Source organism: Aphanothece sacrum FPU1 (assembly GCF_003864295.1).
In the GTDB taxonomy this organism is placed as follows: Bacteria; Cyanobacteriota; Cyanobacteriia; order Cyanobacteriales; family Microcystaceae; genus Aphanothece_B; species Aphanothece_B sacrum.
In genome coordinates this window covers 103,145-118,987 of sequence record NZ_BDQK01000005.1, presented here as the reverse complement: position 1 = coordinate 118,987, position 15,843 = coordinate 103,145, and the positions used below count along the sequence as shown (strand labels likewise).

General features: G+C 35.6%; 20 protein-coding genes and 2 pseudogenes. 7 read left to right on the top strand and 15 right to left on the bottom strand.

The window, feature by feature from the left end; genetic code table 11:
* Positions 1-49: 49 nt before the first annotated feature.
* From AsFPU1_RS06490 to AsFPU1_RS06475, 4 genes are all read left to right on the top strand, one after another.
* The gene (locus AsFPU1_RS06490; protein WP_124972149.1) at positions 50-676 is read left to right on the top strand and encodes a DUF488 domain-containing protein; all 627 of its coding nucleotides are present in this window, start codon (positions 50-52) and stop codon (positions 674-676) included.
* Positions 645-1,118: a DUF488 domain-containing protein gene (locus AsFPU1_RS06485; protein WP_124972151.1), complete on the top strand. Its 474-nt coding sequence runs from the start codon at positions 645-647 to the stop codon at positions 1,116-1,118. Before AsFPU1_RS06490 ends, AsFPU1_RS06485 begins: the two co-directional genes overlap by 32 nt.
* Positions 1,119-1,484: 366 nt before the next feature.
* The gene (locus AsFPU1_RS06480; protein WP_124972153.1) at positions 1,485-2,306 is read left to right on the top strand and encodes a dual OB domain-containing protein; all 822 of its coding nucleotides are present in this window, start codon (positions 1,485-1,487) and stop codon (positions 2,304-2,306) included.
* 199 nt (positions 2,307-2,505) lie between these two features.
* Positions 2,506-2,802 (top strand): hypothetical protein, encoded by a 297-nt coding sequence (locus AsFPU1_RS06475; RefSeq protein ID WP_124972155.1) that lies wholly within the window; start codon positions 2,506-2,508, stop codon positions 2,800-2,802.
* Here AsFPU1_RS06475 and AsFPU1_RS06470 read toward each other — a convergent pair.
* Positions 2,780-3,019 carry a ribbon-helix-helix domain-containing protein gene (locus AsFPU1_RS06470; RefSeq protein ID WP_124972157.1) on the bottom strand — a complete coding sequence of 80 codons (240 nt, stop codon included), beginning with the start codon at positions 3,017-3,019 and terminating at the stop codon, positions 2,780-2,782. The genes AsFPU1_RS06475 and AsFPU1_RS06470 overlap by 23 nt on opposite strands.
* Positions 3,020-3,142: 123 nt before the next feature.
* Complete coding sequence (locus tag AsFPU1_RS22520) at positions 3,143-3,481, bottom strand: hypothetical protein (RefSeq protein ID WP_172957446.1); 339 nt, start codon at positions 3,479-3,481, stop codon at positions 3,143-3,145.
* Positions 3,482-4,081: 600 nt separating this feature from the next.
* Here AsFPU1_RS22520 and AsFPU1_RS06460 point away from each other — a divergent pair.
* Positions 4,082-4,384, top strand: coding sequence for a hypothetical protein (locus AsFPU1_RS06460; RefSeq protein WP_124972159.1), 303 nt, complete (start codon positions 4,082-4,084; stop codon positions 4,382-4,384).
* Between the two features lie 12 nt (positions 4,385-4,396).
* Here the strand turns inward: AsFPU1_RS06460 and AsFPU1_RS06455 are convergent, their stop codons facing one another.
* Positions 4,397-5,791, bottom strand: a complete 1,395-nt coding sequence (locus tag AsFPU1_RS06455; RefSeq protein WP_124972161.1) for an AtzE family amidohydrolase — start codon at positions 5,789-5,791, stop codon at positions 4,397-4,399.
* A 56-nt stretch (positions 5,792-5,847) separates the two neighbouring features.
* Complete coding sequence (locus AsFPU1_RS06450; protein ID WP_124972163.1) at positions 5,848-6,054, bottom strand: DUF4089 domain-containing protein; 207 nt, start codon at positions 6,052-6,054, stop codon at positions 5,848-5,850.
* A gap of 311 nt (positions 6,055-6,365) precedes the next feature.
* On the opposite strand from AsFPU1_RS06450, the gene AsFPU1_RS06445 reads away from it, so the two are divergent.
* Complete coding sequence (locus AsFPU1_RS06445) at positions 6,366-7,445, top strand: DUF3747 domain-containing protein (protein ID WP_124972165.1); 1,080 nt, start codon at positions 6,366-6,368, stop codon at positions 7,443-7,445.
* A 49-nt stretch (positions 7,446-7,494) separates the two neighbouring features.
* Here AsFPU1_RS06445 and gcvH read toward each other — a convergent pair whose 3' ends face one another.
* The 9 genes and pseudogenes from gcvH to AsFPU1_RS06400 form a co-directional block, all read right to left on the bottom strand.
* Positions 7,495-7,890 (bottom strand): glycine cleavage system protein GcvH, encoded by a 396-nt coding sequence (gene gcvH / locus AsFPU1_RS06440; protein WP_124972167.1) that lies wholly within the window; start codon positions 7,888-7,890, stop codon positions 7,495-7,497.
* A gap of 354 nt (positions 7,891-8,244) precedes the next feature.
* The gene (locus AsFPU1_RS06435) at positions 8,245-8,748 is read right to left on the bottom strand and encodes a DNA recombination-mediator protein A (RefSeq protein WP_124972169.1); all 504 of its coding nucleotides are present in this window, start codon (positions 8,746-8,748) and stop codon (positions 8,245-8,247) included.
* A 133-nt stretch (positions 8,749-8,881) separates the two neighbouring features.
* Complete coding sequence (locus tag AsFPU1_RS06430; RefSeq protein WP_125061068.1) at positions 8,882-9,559, bottom strand: response regulator transcription factor; 678 nt, start codon at positions 9,557-9,559, stop codon at positions 8,882-8,884.
* Between the two features lie 155 nt (positions 9,560-9,714).
* Positions 9,715-10,593 (bottom strand): annotated as a pseudogene (locus AsFPU1_RS06425) (ribonucleotide-diphosphate reductase subunit beta); the annotation flags it as partial.
* 355 nt (positions 10,594-10,948) lie between these two features.
* A pseudogene (locus tag AsFPU1_RS06420) lies at positions 10,949-11,104 on the bottom strand (ribonucleotide-diphosphate reductase subunit beta); the annotation flags it as partial.
* Between the two features lie 57 nt (positions 11,105-11,161).
* Positions 11,162-11,272, bottom strand: coding sequence for a DUF29 family protein (locus AsFPU1_RS06415; protein ID WP_124976979.1), 111 nt, complete (start codon positions 11,270-11,272; stop codon positions 11,162-11,164).
* Positions 11,269-11,535, bottom strand: coding sequence for a type II toxin-antitoxin system RelE family toxin (locus AsFPU1_RS06410; protein WP_124976981.1), 267 nt, complete (start codon positions 11,533-11,535; stop codon positions 11,269-11,271). The genes AsFPU1_RS06415 and AsFPU1_RS06410 overlap by 4 nt, the downstream gene beginning before the upstream one ends.
* Positions 11,528-11,902 (bottom strand): hypothetical protein, encoded by a 375-nt coding sequence (locus AsFPU1_RS06405; RefSeq protein ID WP_227873602.1) that lies wholly within the window; start codon positions 11,900-11,902, stop codon positions 11,528-11,530. The genes AsFPU1_RS06410 and AsFPU1_RS06405 overlap by 8 nt, the downstream gene beginning before the upstream one ends.
* 67 nt (positions 11,903-11,969) lie before the next feature.
* Positions 11,970-12,212 carry a DUF4926 domain-containing protein gene (locus tag AsFPU1_RS06400; RefSeq protein ID WP_124976983.1) on the bottom strand — a complete coding sequence of 81 codons (243 nt, stop codon included), beginning with the start codon at positions 12,210-12,212 and terminating at the stop codon, positions 11,970-11,972.
* A 175-nt stretch (positions 12,213-12,387) separates the two neighbouring features.
* On the opposite strand from AsFPU1_RS06400, the gene AsFPU1_RS06395 reads away from it, so the two are divergent.
* A complete protein-coding gene (locus AsFPU1_RS06395) occupies positions 12,388-12,651 on the top strand; it encodes a hypothetical protein (protein ID WP_124976985.1) in 264 nt (87 codons plus the stop codon).
* Here AsFPU1_RS06395 and AsFPU1_RS06390 read toward each other — a convergent pair.
* Together AsFPU1_RS06390 and AsFPU1_RS06385 are read right to left on the bottom strand one after the other, a co-directional pair.
* A complete protein-coding gene (locus AsFPU1_RS06390; RefSeq protein ID WP_124977008.1) occupies positions 12,608-13,042 on the bottom strand; it encodes a DUF29 domain-containing protein in 435 nt (144 codons plus the stop codon). The genes AsFPU1_RS06395 and AsFPU1_RS06390 overlap by 44 nt on opposite strands.
* 102 nt (positions 13,043-13,144) lie before the next feature.
* Positions 13,145-15,454: a ribonucleoside-diphosphate reductase subunit alpha gene (locus AsFPU1_RS06385; protein WP_124977009.1), complete on the bottom strand. Its 2,310-nt coding sequence runs from the start codon at positions 15,452-15,454 to the stop codon at positions 13,145-13,147.
* Between the last annotated feature and the right edge of the window lie 389 nt (positions 15,455-15,843).

The following is a 15,843-nucleotide window of genomic DNA, read 5'->3' as shown; positions in this document are numbered from 1 at the left end:
GTTAATTTAGGTTAAAATAAGTTTAGTGTTAAGTCATAATTGATGAATAATGGAACTTTATACTATTGGACATTCTGATCATAGTCTTGAAGACTTTATTAAGTTATTAAAACAACATCATATTACTGCTGTAGCTGATGTACGATCGCATCCTTATAGTCGTTATTTATCTCATTTTAATAAGTCAGAATTACAAGCTTCGTTAGAAAAAGAAAACATTACTTATGTTTTTTTGGGACAAGAATTAGGGGCTAGACCTAATAATGAAAATTGTTATATTAATGGTAAAGCTGTTTATGAAAAAATTGCTAATACTGCTTTATTTCAAGAAGGAATTCAACGGGTTCTCAAAGGAGTTAAAAAGTATCGAGTAGCTTTAATGTGTGCGGAAAAAGATCCCTTAACTTGTCATCGTACTATTTTGGTTTGTCAGCAGTTAAACTCTTATAATTTAGAGATTAAGCATATTTTACCGACGGGAAAATTAGAATCTCATGAAGACTTAGAAAATAGATTATTAGACAAACAAGGATTTAGTCAGTTACAATTATCTTTATTTGATATTATTAATACTTCCTCATCTTCTCTAGATAAAGAACAATGTCTGCAACAAGCATATCAAAAACAAGGTGAAATTATTGCTTATGTCCAACCTAAAGAAGAACAATCAAAATAATCTGATTAATCTTTATACGATTGGTTTTACTCAGAAAACTGCTGAAACTTTTTTTGAATCTTTAATTAATTCAGGGGTCAAAAAAATTATTGATGTCAGATTGAATAATGTATCTCAATTAGCGGGTTTTGCTAAGAAAAAAGATCTCATATACTTTTTGAGTAAAATTGCTAATATTGATTACATTCACTTAATAGAATTAGCCCCTACTCAAGATATTTTAGATGATTATAAAAAGAAAAAAGGAGATTGGAATATATACGAAACTAAGTTTATCAAATTAATCAGCGATCGCCAAATAGAAAAAACAATTTCTCCTGATATTCTTGAGGATGGATGTTTATTATGTAGTGAAGCAAAACCGCATAATTGTCATCGTCGTCTGGTTGCAGACTATTTAAACCAACATTGGGGTAATATTAAAGTACATCACTTAGTTTGAGTTATCAGTACAATGAGTTATGTAGCATAAGAATCGGGACTTGTTACAGGCAAGATTCCTGTGTTATTAATAAGTTATTAAAGCTAGGAATTATAGGCTTAAACCCTAAAGGGTTCAGCTATAAAGACAAAACCCGCCTGCGCGGGTTTAATTTAGCCTCCTTTCGGGAGGCTTAGTTTTTATCGACTACTTCAACCTTAAAGGGTTCAGCTATAAAGACAAAACCCACCTACGCGGGTTTAATTTAGCCTCCTTTCGGGAGGCTTAGTTTTTATAGTATCAGACATAAGGTCTGTCTGTAAGCATTTAGTGTGATATTTTATAAAATTTTGGGAATACTAAGAGATATCAATCAGATCAAGTTCTATGGCAAAATTAACTCAATTAATTTGTTTAGCGAACTCTTGGAAAAAAGGGGAACGGTGTCTTGCTGGTGTTGATGTTACTACACATCAATGGATACGTCCAATATGTAAAGATTATCCTGAAGATGGTCGAGTTCCTGCCACCATTAGATTAATAAATGAGCAAGAACCAGCTTTATTAGATATTATAGAAATACCTTTAGAAAATGAGGGTAATGATTTCGGTTTTGAGGCAGAAAATTATTGGATAGGTGAGGGAAAATGGCGCAAAGTTGGACAAGCTAAAGTGTCTGATATTGTTTGCTGTTGTGGATATTATTGGAACATTCTACATAATAATAATAAGTATGTAACGGTTCCTTTTTTACAACATTTACCTAAAGCAGAAAGACGCACTTTACAGTTAGTTTATACAAGAGATTTTCAAGTTATAGGAATTCCCAGATCGACGGGTATTACTAATTGGAAAGGCAGTGTAATAACTGTTAACGGACAGATTTTGGAGAATGTTTCAATTACTGATCCTAAGTTGACAGAAAGATTAGATCAAGGCGAAAATATTCAAGGTGCTTGTTTAGTAACTATTAGTTTAAGTATGCCCCGTATACCACCAGGTTGGGAAGGAGGTGATCCCTGTTGGAAGTTGATAGCAGGAGTTATTGAATTAACAGAAAATGACCAAATTTTAGCTGAAATGCAACGCTTACAATGGACAATTGATCAAGGTAGAGAATATTTAATTAATAAATATAATAAGCGATCGCGTTCTCAATTAACATCTACAGAATTGACAGAATTTTTAACTTATTTACAGTCTTTATAGATTGTATCAAAAATTGTAGGGGCATGGCATCAGAAAACTATTGATAATTCCAGAAAAACTCATATTTGCCATGCCCAAACCACAAATAAAAATTGTAGGGGCATGGCCTTAAAAAACTATTAATAATTCCAGAAAACTCGATATTTGCCATGCCCAAACACAAATAAATTGTATAATAGATAAAAAACTAAGAAACAAGATGAGTATCACCATAGAACAAGATTTAAAAGAAGTATTAACCAGCATTAACCAAAAGTTAGATAATCTTCAGAAAGATGTCACTGATATCAAGATTGAAATAGCAACTTTGCAAGGAGAAGTTAGGGGCAATCTTAAATCGTTAGATGAGAAAGTAACTACTTTAGATAAACGAATTGAAAAAATAGAAAACTCTCAAAAAAATAAGATTTGCGCTTTAATTGGAATTTTAGGAACTGCTTTATTAGGAACAGTTGGACGATTTGTTTTAACTGCTATTCCTCCCAATTCTTTCTAATGTAAACAAACGTTAATAATTCATCTACTTTAGAGGATAAATCATTTCTCCCACTAGCACCCATTCCTACTGATTTAGGAATTTTTTGGGGAAATTGACTTAAATAATTGTTGATTAGTTCTTGGACTAATTCGGAAATAGATTGACCTTTTTTATTGACTAATTCTTGTAAATTAGCTTCGGTTTCTTCCGGCAAATAAATAATTGTTTGTTTCATTATTTTAATAAAAGTAACTTCAAAACTCTGTTTTTTATTATATCCAAAATAAATGTAACTATACACCTGAGTTCGGTTTTCAGAGTTCGGAGTTATAATTTTTCCAACGATACTATCATCAGGTTAAGGTTTAAAGGTTCCCCCTCGAATAACCCAAGTGATCGAACCACTGATAATTGTTGTTAGCACTATAATAACGATTTGTCTCCAGTTCTTCAGTTCCCCTACTTTTTCGGCTAAATCAGGGATTTTTTGAATTAATGGCTGTTGTGCTTGCAAAGTAGCTTTTATCCCAGCCATTTCCTCTGATTGTCTGTCGATTTTGTCTTCTAGTTTGTCGATTTTGTTTTCTAGTCCGTCGATTTTCTGTTCTAATTTGTTGTCTAGTTTGTCTATTTTTTGTTCTAACCTAGTGAAAATTTCATCAAGGGAGTAGATGACGCTAATAGGTTCTTGACTCATGGGTTAAATTCCAATTTACAATGACATTATAGGTTTAATTATTACTCTTTAATGATAAGGCACGGTGGGTTTATTTAACTTATTTATGAGCAGCAAAAATCATGGAAAAAACCCGCCCCTACTACTTCCTTAAACAAATATCCTACAACTCCTTCTTCTCATCATGACCTCGTAAATGTCCCTCTATCCACCCACACCCCTCATTCATTTTGGATATTTAGGGTTTTGGTTGTGTTAGTCGCACGAAAAAATTGCTTAATATCCATTAATATCTAAATTGGTACACAAAAACACATTATCCAGATTTGTAGGGGCGGGTTTTTGACAAAATTTATGAGACTCACAAATAAGTTAAATAAACCCGCCCTACCACCTTATTCTTTAGATAAATATAATAGACTATGATTGTGGGTTTTTGACAAAATTTATGAGACTCACAAATAAGTTAAATAAACCCGCCCCACCACCTTATTCTTTAGATAAATATAATAGACTATAATTGTGGGTTTTTGACAAAATTTATGAGACTCACAAATAAGTTAAATAAACCGGCCCTGCTCTACTATAATTGTAGAGAGTAAAGTTATAAAAAATCAATCCATGACGGAACAAGAACAACTAACCCGTATTTTAACCTTAGTTGAATTAACTAATTCAAGACTCGATAAATTAGATCGAGATATTCAAGACACAAACCAACGTTTTGAACGAGAAATCCAGGCAACAAACCAACGTATTGAAGATGAAGTTAAACGATGGGATGAAAGATTTTTTCAATTAGTAAAAGAACAAGGACAAACAGCAAGAACTATTATCATTGCAGCAGCATCAGTGGTTGTTCTCAGTCCAGTTTTAGGTTCAGTAGTTGAATTAATTAGTAAAATATTATCTCAGTCAAAATAGTAATAAAAACCTCTATTTTCTCACAGGCAAAATGCGTGTGCCACAAAAGCTTTTTTCTAAAAATGTAGCAACTTGTAAAATTTTAGCCTCTTCATAAGGGGCAGCTATTAATTGAACCCCTAACGGTAATTTATTATCTCTTAAAATCGGAAAAGATAACACAGGTAAACCTATAAAAGATAAAGGTTGAGTAAACCTTCCCAAATTCGGACGAATCAATATTTCTTTCCCATTAATAATCATTTTTTCCTGTCCTAAAAGTGTAGCAATACAAGGAGTAGTCGGGGCTATAATAACATCAACTTCTTGAAAAATTGACATAACTTGATCTTGATACCAACGACGAAACCGTTGCGCTTGTACATACCAAGAACCTGGAATTAATGCCCCCGCTAAAAAGCGATCTCTCGTTGCTGGATCAAAATCTTGAGAACGCGATCGCAATCTTTCTAAGTGTAAATTAGATCCCTCACAAGCAGTAATAATATAAGCGGCTGCCCTAGCTCGATGAGTTTCTGGTATATTAATAATAGTCTGTGTATTTAATAGTTTAGCCACCATTTCTACAGCCTCTAATACTTCAACTTCTGCCCCTTCTTGAAAATAGTCTCCCGCAATAGCAATTTTTAACCCATCAATGCCATTTTGTAATACAGGAAAACAAGGTTGAGGCGGCAAAGAAGTACACACCGGATCATTAATATCTTGTCCTTGCAAAACATCAAAAATAGCCGCAATATCTCTGACAGAACGCGCAAAAAAGCCAATATGATCTAAACTACTAGAAAATAAAAATGCCCCTGATCTTGATACCCTTCCATAAGTCGGTTTTAATCCTAAAACCCCACATAAAGCCGCAGGAACTCTGATTGATCCATTCGTATCAGATCCTAATGTAAAAGGGACTAAATTAGCCGCCACAGCAGCAGCAGAACCTCCAGAAGATCCCCCCGAAATTCTTGTTAAATCATGAGGATTAGGAGTTGCCCCATAATGAGTATTTTCTGTAACAAAACCATAAGCATATTCATCCATATTTAATGCCCCAACTAAAATAGCTCCTGCTTGTTTTAATTTCCTAATTGTGATAGAATCTTGAATAGCTGGTGGATTTTCTGCATTAATTTTTGACCCCGCTAATGTGGTAATTCCTTCAATATCAAAAAGGTTTTTAACCGCAAAAGGAACTCCTGCTAATATGCCTGGATTGTTCCCTTTGTCAATAGTAGAATCAATAATTTGTGCTTGATTTAAAGCAGATTCTTTTAAGATGGCAGTGAAACAATTTAAAATCGAATTTTGCTGTTCAACTTCGGTTAAAGTTTGCTCAATAATCTTAGTTGCTGTTATTTTTTTAGACTTAAGATTATGAGTAATTGTGATTCCATCTAAATCTAACATTTGCATTTGATATAATCGTCCTAAATAATTGGTGAGAAGTGATATAGGAAAATGCCTGTGAGTTAAATATTGTTACTAAGATAGGTTTGAAAAATGGGAGCAACTTCTATATTATCGGGTAACGGAAATTCTGTAACTAATGAAGCAATCTCAGCAATAGTTGTAAAATTATTAACAACCCCTGTCATAGATTCAGGAGAAATAGGTAAATTAACTAATAGAGCCATTTGTTCAACATATTGTTGCATATCCAAGGATTTTTTCATCATTTTTTAAGATTGTTATGATTAACATTAATGATTAGGGAATGACTCCCTAAATTAAATAAATATTTTACGATTATCTTAAGAAAATTACCATCTAGAATCAGCAACATTTCAGCACTTCACTGCGTCATCACCGGAGAGATATACCGCTACGGGAAAAGCAAAAGGCAAAAAGCAAAAGTAGGGGTCAACGGCCGTTGACCCCTACAACCAGATTTGCTATTACTAATGTCAAACCCCCTTATATGTAGTGCTATAACAGCGTACTTGTGCGTCAGATTTTTTAATGATATTGAGATGTAATTGTAGAGATCATGAAATTCACACTGATCAGAAACATTGTTACCTTAACCACATTAACTTTAATTAGTATTATTCCCCCTAGCTATAGTTCTCAGTTTGAACAACAAGAAGTCCAACAAGAGGAATTTATTGCGATCGCCAGACCCTATGGAGAGAATAAATATGATTTACTGATTTTGCGTCAAATTCCTGGTCAACAACAGTGTTGGCGCGAAAATGGTTCTAATCCCGTCTTAGTCGAACCCTTACTACTTAACTTTAATTTTACAGGCAGTTGTGAGCGTAGTACCGATAGTAATGGCTATTCCATCCGTGTTGATGGAGAAGATTACGGGTTAGACTATTTATTAAGACTCGTAGAACGTAACGGAGAACTGGTATTAGTAGGAACCCACCGAGTTAATACCAGTGAACCCGAAATCGTTATAGGCAGAACTCATGGACTACAATCAGGATTTATGAGAATTGATCTTGATCCAGCATGGCGATTTACCAGACGAGCATATGGGGGCAAAGCATTGAGCCACATTTACTTAAGTGGGGATAATGTAGCTATGACCGCTCAAAACCCATCACAAGGGAATTTAGAGCCAGCACAGAGCAATTCTGAACCTATTCGAGAAATGACATTTACCTCTAAAAATCAGGGTTCTCTCCCCTCCCCCCCTAATACCCTCACTTCCTCACCCCATCAACCCATCACCCCATCACCCCCTCAACCCCTCACCTCCTTACCAGCTTTCTCCGACCTACCTCCCTTATCTCCTCCCGTCCAAAATAATAATAATAGGATAGTACCTCCCCCCCCATTATTAGGGCGAAAGAATGTATCAGAGTCTTTAGGTTCTCTGTCTAATCGTAATAATCCTTCCATCCCTAAAACTTATACCCCTCAAGGCTACCGAGTAATTGTAGCAGCCAACGACAGAAACCAACAAGAACAGTTGCGATCGCTGTATCCCGATGCGTTCCCTACATCTTACAATGGTCGGGCCATGTGGCAAGTGGGGTTATTTAGTAGTCGAGAAAATGCTCAAAAAGCTTATCAAAGCCTAGAAAACGAGGGATTAAGGGCGATTATTCTTCCTTAAAAGAAACGACCGCCCTCTACCGTTCAATGGACAATTATTAATTGTCCAATTAGTCTTCCCCTTCTACTTGAGCGCGATATTCAGTGGCAGTCAAGGTATCATCCAATTCATCATCGGGATTTTCGACACGGACTTTAATTAACCATCCATCCCCATAGGGATCATCAGCAATCAATTCTGGTGTATCAATCATAACTTGATTACGTTCGATCACAGTACCAGAAACAGGGGGATATAAATCCTCAACTGCTTTAGTGGACTCAACTTGACCGAAGCTTTCACCAACTTCTAAAGCATCTCCCACGTCAGGCAATTCTAAAAAGACGATCTCTCCGAGTTGATCAATGGCAAATGCACTAATACCGATAGTAGCAATTTCCCCGTCTAACCGGACATACTCGTGGGAGTCTAAATATCGAAGACCGTCAGGATACTCTAATTCCATTACACATCCTCAAATTTGTGCAGCAAAGGTAAGTTTACACCGTCTTGGTTTAGGGGGTAAGCGATCGCGTATTTTAAATGCGCTTTAGCAAGGGCCAAGCAAAAAAGAATTGTATTGTAGCTTTTTGGAGGGATTTCATCCTATAAAATTTAGATGAGCCTTAGCTTATTAATACAAACCTCAGTAACCCAGTCAATTATGATGAGAACTTAGAAGCCAAAAAATCATCATCAGGACTTAATAATATTAAGCCCTGAAATTTGAATTATATTTAGGAGTTTGGCGTAAGCCCTGATATTCCGAGTTATCCATCTAATAAGTTTGTTTTTCTCCAGTCACTAAAAAACATCTTGGTTAATCAAAGTAAAACAAAGTAACCAACTTACGTTGTTCTTCCGCTTCTTGACAAGTTTGCAGAAGAGTATGACTGTCATGAAAAGCAAAGCAAATCAACTGTTGACAACGGGTGATAATTTCTCGATTACATAAGGCACTGGCTTCCCCTAAAGAAAGACTATCGTTTTCTGGGTTTTCTACGAGGTGCATGACCTGCTGTAGTTGCTCCCTAGACTCTCTAGGTTGCTGTTGTAAGCTTTGGGGCAAAATGACCGTTAATAGGTTAGGATCGGCTCGCATAGCCCCTTTAATCGCAGCCGCATTGGTTCCTGTTGCCCCTGATGTCATGAGACGATTGCCTGCTAACACCAAAGCGTAACTCATCATTTCAATTAAGTTCTGATGAGTCATGGGAACATGGCGCGAACCGAGTAAAGCAATCCGTTTAGAACCTGTTTGCTGGATAGCGGCTAGTTCTTGCGCCAAAGTATCTAGGGTTGGAATTTCAACTGATTGACTCAAAGACTCTCTCTTAGGGCTGAATTACCGCCTGTAATTCTAGCAAAACTCTGGGATTTAAAGCCATACTTTTAGCAAAGTTTTTTATATTCTTCTCAAAGTTGTCCTTAAATGTTACATAAAATTAAGCAATTTTTTAGCTTCTCAACACATAACCAACCCCCCGAATAGTCTGAATAAGCCTTTTTTCTCCATTAACCTCTAATTTTAAGCGCAAATAACGAATATAAACTTCGATAATGTTGGAATCTCCCATAAAGTCGTAACCCCAAACTCTTTCTAAGATTTGATCTCTGGTTAACACTTGACGGGGATGGGTAATAAGATATTCGAGTAAATCAAATTCTTTGGCGGTTAGTTCAATTAAACGATTCCCCCGATAGACTTCGCGGGTACTTCGGTTTAAGCTTAAATCTTCAAATTCTAGTAAGTTGGGGTTTTCGTCTTGGTTCCGTCGTAAATGGGCCCGCACTCTAGCGAGTAGTTCTTCGAGACTGAAGGGTTTAACGATATAATCATCGGCCCCCGCATCTAGTCCAGCCACGCGATCGCTGATATCATCTTTAGCAGTTAATAAAACAATAGGGACTTTACTCCCTGTTTGTCGTAGTCGTTTACAAATTTCTAATCCTGAAATTCCTGGTAACATCCAATCTAATAAGATTAAATCAGGATTAGTTTCTCTAGCTAAGGTTAACCCTGATAACCCATCATTAGCGACGGTTATCTCATACCCTTCATATTTGAGTTCTAATTCAATAAATTGAGCGAGTTTGATTTCATCTTCTACCACTAGAATATTAGCAGTTTTCATTGTCTATGCCCTGATCTTTCTCTTATATTGATTCTAAATGATCAATTAATGTTTCTAGGAGAGAAAAGTTTGTAGTTAGGGCTTGGTTCCCTTAATTTATAAGGTATTTCAAGGCCTTTAAATCTAACTACAAACCTTCGTTTATGATTGTTGATCTAGATTTCATCCCATCCTGATAGTCCCGAAGACATAACATAACTGGTGACAGTTGCTTCAAAAAAGTTGGCCTTAGTATGGGCTTCTTTTTTCGTATCAGAAAATCGCTCTAAATGAGTATAAGGACTCTTACTATATTTAGGTTCTGGATAAAGGGGATCTAAACCAATAGAACGTAACCGAATATTAGCCAGATACTTAGTGTATTGTTCTGTACTTGATTCAGTAATTCCTAAAATATTATTGCCTACAATATGATTAGTCCAACGACATTCATGTTCAACCGCCATGTCAAACATAGAATAAATTTGTTCAATTGAATGAGGAAAAACTTTGCGGGCTTCTGGGATTAATTTCTGATACAATCGAACATGGCTTAATTCATCTCGATTAATCATTTTAAAGATATCTGCTGATCCTGGCATTAACATTCTTGAAGCCAAATTATAAAAGTAAATAAACCCATTATAAAAGTATAAACCTTCTAATAAAAAGTCAGCTAATAAAGCAACAAAATAGTTTTCCGGTGTAGCATTATCAATATATTTTTGATAAAGGGTCGCAATAAATTGACAACGATCTTTTAACACTTTATCTGTGCGCCAAAAATCATAAACTTGACTTCTTCTTTCGGGAGGAATAATGGTTTCAATGATGTATTGATAACTTTGGTTGTGCATTCCTTCTTGAGAAATTTGTTCCGCCATACACAAACTAATTTCTGGGGCAGTAACACTACTTTTTAGGTGAGGAATATTACAGGTTTGTACAGAATCTAAAAAGGTAAGATAGGCTAAAATTCCATCATAAGCATACCGTTCATCGTCGGTTAAATTAGCATAATCAGTTACATCTTGGGTAATATCTAAACGTTGAGGTCATTTATGTTCAGATAAACTCGCTAGGTTTATCCCGCGTTTAAAACGCTGCCCTATGTCACCATAGGGATCGGACTATATCATCATCTTTTGTATGTACAAAAGAGTCCCCCGCTTCGACAGTCAATCGCTTACTGCCTACTCTACTCGGTCAGATATTATCTGCCTTTAGATAGTCTCTACACCTTCTGTTCTTTTTCTAACAGCTTGGCACGGTATTGTCTGTGATGTCAAATCCTGTGACAATTAGAACATAAGAAAACACATTTTTCTAATTCTTTTTAACAAAATTTTCTCACAAATTAGACTACAGAGTTCCACCGTTTTCAGGGGATTTAAACTGGACTGCCTATTTAATCCAGAAATTTTCCCGCATTTGTTGATATAATCCCACTGCCCAAGTGTAACGGACATCATTCAATTGCATCAAATTAGTTGTATTACCAAACCAAATTGAACGATTTTCAATAGCATCATCTCCTTCTGGGTTAAAGATGAGATTTATTGGCATTTCTTTCTGCTGAATGGCGACCATTTTTTGACTTTATTTCTCAGGTTTATTTTTGCATTATACAATGTTTTTTGCTTTAAAAGCTGTTAATTTACCCTCTTTTAAGAATTGTACAGTTTCTTGTAACCAAAGATGGTAGTCCTTATCATATAAGACTTGAGTCATCATTCCTTTTCATGAATTTTACTTCGATGGGCAATTTTAACAACAATCACTTGAATTGTCTGATGGTCAATTTCATAAATGATTCGATAATCTCCGATACGATAACGATAATATCCTTTTAACCTACCTTTGAGAACCTTAATATTAGGATGTAAGGATGGTGTTTGTTCTAAAATCTCAAAGCTTCTAGCCAGTTTTTTAGCCAAGAGGGGATCAGCATTAGTATAAAAAGCCTTAGCCTTCTTCGTTAAAACAACTTTATACATCTTGTCTAATTTCTCGCCAATCTGTTAATTCCCCTTGAGCAATATCTTGTTTAGCTAACTCTATATCTTCTAATAAATCAGGAATTTCTAATAACTCTACTGTGGCTTCTTCTCTTTCTTTTTCTACTAAATCAGCAATAAATTGATAAGCAATTTGTAAGTTTGTTTCAGATAACTGTTCTAAATATTCATTAAGAGAGGTTTTGAGATTACGAATGCTTTTAAAGGGTTCCCCGTTTTGCTCAACATCCATAAAACGTCCTGTTTCAGCATCACGCTTAGCCCATTGCTCGGTTTTTGGGTTATAAGCTGGGCTACTTTTGTCCAGAGAACCATGATGGTAGCCTTTACCTGTGTTTTTCGCCATTTTATTACCTCTTTATCTTTAATAGGTTTACTAATACCAATATACATAATTTTTTAGATTAACTTTTTTAAGCTGATTCTAAAACTCTAACATGAAGCACTTCATTATTCATTAAAGACTCAATCTGTGATTCAGCAACAGTAACAACAGCAATGGTTTCTTCCACAGCATTAAAAACTTCAAGACTATAACCATCTTCTCCATTTTTAACGGGATGATATTCGACAATGGTTGCTACATCTCCTCGACATAATTTATAGTTTGGTAAATCTTCTTTTAAGGCAACTCTCGTAAATAGTTCAAATTTCATGATTTAATTGACCGATTAGGATATTTGAATTATCTCGAAACCTTAGCTTCAGGAGATCGCGTTCAACTGTTGTAGATATTCTGTTAATCAATATATTTTAATGAATGGTAGTTAACTTTTTAATGTAAACTTTACTAAAAGGATAACATAGAATGTTGTTACAATATAATAATCTATGTCAAAAAAAGAAAATAAAAGTATGAAAACCAGACATTTAAACATAGAAATCTCTGAATCCTTATTTAAACAATTAGAAAATCTCGCTGAACTCACAGAAGAATCTATCGATGATTTAGTAATCCAAATGATTGCTAAAAATATATTATTAGCAACGAGAACTGCTGAAGATTTAAAAGAAAAATTAGAACTAATATCTTCTGAAAATATTCCTAATTTTATTCAGGTAAATATTCAGAATCAAGAACTTGTTCAGGAGTAAAAGGACAGTTTATCGGAAACGTTTCTATAGATAAACCTGTTTCAATTGATGCTTGTTTTCTTGCTTTTTGATAGCATTGTTCAAAATTTTCTAGAAAAAAAGGTTTTAAACTGGGACTATCTGCAAAATCTTCTTCTAGTCTATCTCGATGTTCAAATAGAGTAGATAACCAACTATTTGATCGTTTTTCGGGTTGATATTTATATTTTAGCAAATGCCAAAATATAACTTTTAAGTTACTTTTAAGTGCTTTTTTTTGACTAATTCCCATATCTTTTATTTCCTCTATTAAATTGGGAATATCTAACTCTTTTAACTTTCCATCTGTTAATAATTGTACTGTCTTCTCTAACCATAGTAAATAATCTCTATCATATAAATTTTGATTCATAGTTCCCTCTAAAATAATAGCAAAACTACTATTATAAAAGGAATTATGAAAATTTTGTAGGGTACATAAATACCCAGAAGTGGACATTGCCCACCTTACCTATTAATTAGCACAAGCAGTACAACTACTATCAGACTCTTTAAAATCGTCTTTTTGTACAGTTCTGACGTAATAAATTGCCTTACAACCTTCTTTCCAAGCTAACATCAAACTATCAAAAATATCCTTAGCTGTTAAACACCGTTCCGGTTCATTTGGGAAGTAAACCCCTTGATTCAAATTAAACAACAATTCCATAGAAATTCCTGTATCTATCCACTGTTGAATTGTTGCTACAGCTTTAACGACTTTTTGTTGATCTAAGGTCTTATTTTCAGGATAAAACCAGAAAGAATCATTAATAAATGGAGGGGCAATAGGAACCGTACCTTTAGCCCATTTATCATAGAAGAAACGACTATAAACCGGAAGAATACTCGCCGTACAACCTTGCACTAATGATGAAGAAGTATTAGGGGCGATCGCGGTAATATGGGAGTTACGAATACCGTAAGTCTTAATATCTTCTGATAAAGTTAACCAACGTTCTTTTTTAGAAGCATTTTCTAAGAACCATTCAACAGGTTTTGATCCTATTAATTTACCTAAACTCCAATCACTTCCTGGAAAAGCATTATAGGCACCTCTTTCCTTCGCTAACTCCATAGAAGATTGAGTACACCAATAACCAACTTCTTCAAATAATTGACTAATTTGTGTTAGGTTATCGTAGGTTAAACGCTTCTTAGCTAACCAATCTGCTAACCCCATACAACCAACCCCAATGGTGCGATATTCATTATTATGACGTTTTGCATCTTCAAAAGGAGGATGAGTAATATCAATCGTATTATCGAGAATACGAACTGCTATTTTACATAAATAATCAATTTCTTGATCCTCAATATTTGCTAAATTTATACTTACTAAATTACAACAATGACTATGTTTCCCTGGAGACACATTTGAGAAGCTCTCAGTACAAAGATTAACACCAGGAATATAACCGACGTGCTTATTAGGATTTGCTCTATTTATTGTATCCTTAAAAGCTAAATAGGGCATCCCAGTTTCCACCTGCGATCGCATGATTGTCTTAAACAATTCACGGGCATTCACTCGTTTATACAGGGTAATTCTTCTGCCTAATTCTAATTCTATTAAACGATAAGCTTCTTCAAACTTTTCACCCCATAATTGGGCTAATTCAATCCCTAAATTTTTACGAACTTCATAAGGATCAATTAATGTCCATTCTTGCTTATTTTCCACTCGACGCATGAATTCATCTGTTAAAATTAACTGAGGAAACACATCATAAGCTTTGCGTCTTTGATCCCCATTTTCGGTCTGCATTTCCAAAAATTCAGGCACATCTAAATGCCAAATATCCACCCCAACGGTGACGGCCCCGGCCCGTCTTCCCCCTTGATTAACTGCGATCGCGGTATCATTTAAGAGTTTAATCCAAGGAATAATCCCCCCAGAAGCGTTAGGTTTCCCCATCACCCAACTTCCGGTAGCGCGGATACGACTGACATTGACCCCCACACCGCCGCCATTTTTAGAGATTCTCGCCGTATTGGTAATCTCTTGAAAAATGCTCTCTAAGCTGTCATCAACCGACAAAATAAAGCAACTGGTCAACGACCCGCCCGGAACCCGTAAATTAGCCAAAATTGGTGTAGCTAGAGACACTTTACGACTGCCAATGGCTTCGTAAAAATGCCTCGCCCAAGGTAGACGATTTTCAGGAGTTTCTACGGAGGCCAATAATAAAGAACAGGTTAAGATTGCTTCTTGAGGCAATTCTTGAGGTAATAGGTAGCGACTGGTCAACAGTACAGCCCCAGCATAGTCATAATCAGTATCCCAGTCAGAATTAATCCAGGAACCTGCTTCGCGTAATTCTGCCGTAGAATAGGTTAAGAGACGTTTATCGTAGCTTTCGTTCTCTACCTTAGTCCTGACAGTGGTTTCATAATTTCCGTACTGATAACCCCGACTCACTAAGGTATCTTTCCAAAGACTCCAAATGTGTAATCTACCCGCAACATAACGCCAGTCTGGTTCTTCGGGACTACACATTTCCAAAGCGCAGTTAATTAAGTTATCCTGGATTTCTCTAGTGGTGATGCCATCACGTAAACGAGTTGTTAATCCGGCTTCTAGTGCTATGGTATTAATATCTCGTCCTGCACAGGCCCAGTCAACTACAGTGCGAATTTTGCCGATATTAAGGGCAGTCCAAGAACCATCCCGTCGAATCACTTGAATTTTATTTGTTCCTAGCTGTGAAGGGTGGCCAGAATGAGGGATGTGTGTGTCTCCAAGATTGGTTTGATGGGGTGAGGTGAGGACTGTCGGTTGCATCATTTACACTACTGAGAACTAAGTTTCTGTACTAAAAGATCATTGACTTGGGAGTCAATTTCAATAAGGACACTTTTCGGTTATACCACAGATATGGTGTAATTTCCCCGTTTATTTCGGAATGGTTACTCTATATGTGGAATATTAGGATAGCTCGTTCCCCGCATTCGGTAAGGGGAGTAAGGGAAATCTAAATTTTCATATTCGTCTCAGCTTACTCTTATATTTACTCATTAATATGAAAAAGACGCTGTAAACAGCGTCTGTCTTAATTTTTTAGGCAAAACTCAGAATGCAAGTCCGTAGTTTGTCTAAATAATCTTAATTGGCAAAAAAAGTCAAGCAATCAATTAGGCATTGTCTTTTCCCACTAGACATTGTCTATTTTT

Bases quoted from the DNA above. Each gene is read 5' to 3' on its own strand.
- AsFPU1_RS06490 (WP_124972149.1), top strand. From the start codon at position 50: ATGGAACTTTATACTATTGGACATTCTGATCATAGTCTTGAAGACTTT.
- AsFPU1_RS06485 (WP_124972151.1), top strand. From the start codon at position 645: ATGTCCAACCTAAAGAAGAACAATCAAAATAATCTGATTAATCTTTAT.
- AsFPU1_RS06480 (WP_124972153.1), top strand. From the start codon at position 1,485: ATGGCAAAATTAACTCAATTAATTTGTTTAGCGAACTCTTGGAAAAAA.
- AsFPU1_RS06475 (WP_124972155.1), top strand. From the start codon at position 2,506: ATGAGTATCACCATAGAACAAGATTTAAAAGAAGTATTAACCAGCATT.
- AsFPU1_RS06470 (WP_124972157.1), bottom strand. From the start codon at position 3,019: ATGAAACAAACAATTATTTATTTGCCGGAAGAAACCGAAGCTAATTTA.
- AsFPU1_RS22520 (WP_172957446.1), bottom strand. From the start codon at position 3,481: ATGAGTCAAGAACCTATTAGCGTCATCTACTCCCTTGATGAAATTTTC.
- AsFPU1_RS06460 (WP_124972159.1), top strand. From the start codon at position 4,082: ATGACGGAACAAGAACAACTAACCCGTATTTTAACCTTAGTTGAATTA.
- AsFPU1_RS06455 (WP_124972161.1), bottom strand. From the start codon at position 5,791: ATGCAAATGTTAGATTTAGATGGAATCACAATTACTCATAATCTTAAG.
- AsFPU1_RS06450 (WP_124972163.1), bottom strand. From the start codon at position 6,054: ATGATGAAAAAATCCTTGGATATGCAACAATATGTTGAACAAATGGCT.
- AsFPU1_RS06445 (WP_124972165.1), top strand. From the start codon at position 6,366: ATGAAATTCACACTGATCAGAAACATTGTTACCTTAACCACATTAACT.
- gcvH (WP_124972167.1), bottom strand. From the start codon at position 7,890: ATGGAATTAGAGTATCCTGACGGTCTTCGATATTTAGACTCCCACGAG.
- AsFPU1_RS06430 (WP_125061068.1), bottom strand. From the start codon at position 9,559: ATGAAAACTGCTAATATTCTAGTGGTAGAAGATGAAATCAAACTCGCT.
- AsFPU1_RS06415 (WP_124976979.1), bottom strand. From the start codon at position 11,272: ATGATGACTCAAGTCTTATATGATAAGGACTACCATCTTTGGTTACAA.
- AsFPU1_RS06410 (WP_124976981.1), bottom strand. From the start codon at position 11,535: ATGTATAAAGTTGTTTTAACGAAGAAGGCTAAGGCTTTTTATACTAAT.
- AsFPU1_RS06405 (WP_227873602.1), bottom strand. From the start codon at position 11,902: ATGGCGAAAAACACAGGTAAAGGCTACCATCATGGTTCTCTGGACAAA.
- AsFPU1_RS06400 (WP_124976983.1), bottom strand. From the start codon at position 12,212: ATGAAATTTGAACTATTTACGAGAGTTGCCTTAAAAGAAGATTTACCA.
- AsFPU1_RS06395 (WP_124976985.1), top strand. From the start codon at position 12,388: ATGTCAAAAAAAGAAAATAAAAGTATGAAAACCAGACATTTAAACATA.
- AsFPU1_RS06390 (WP_124977008.1), bottom strand. From the start codon at position 13,042: ATGAATCAAAATTTATATGATAGAGATTATTTACTATGGTTAGAGAAG.
- AsFPU1_RS06385 (WP_124977009.1), bottom strand. From the start codon at position 15,454: ATGCAACCGACAGTCCTCACCTCACCCCATCAAACCAATCTTGGAGAC.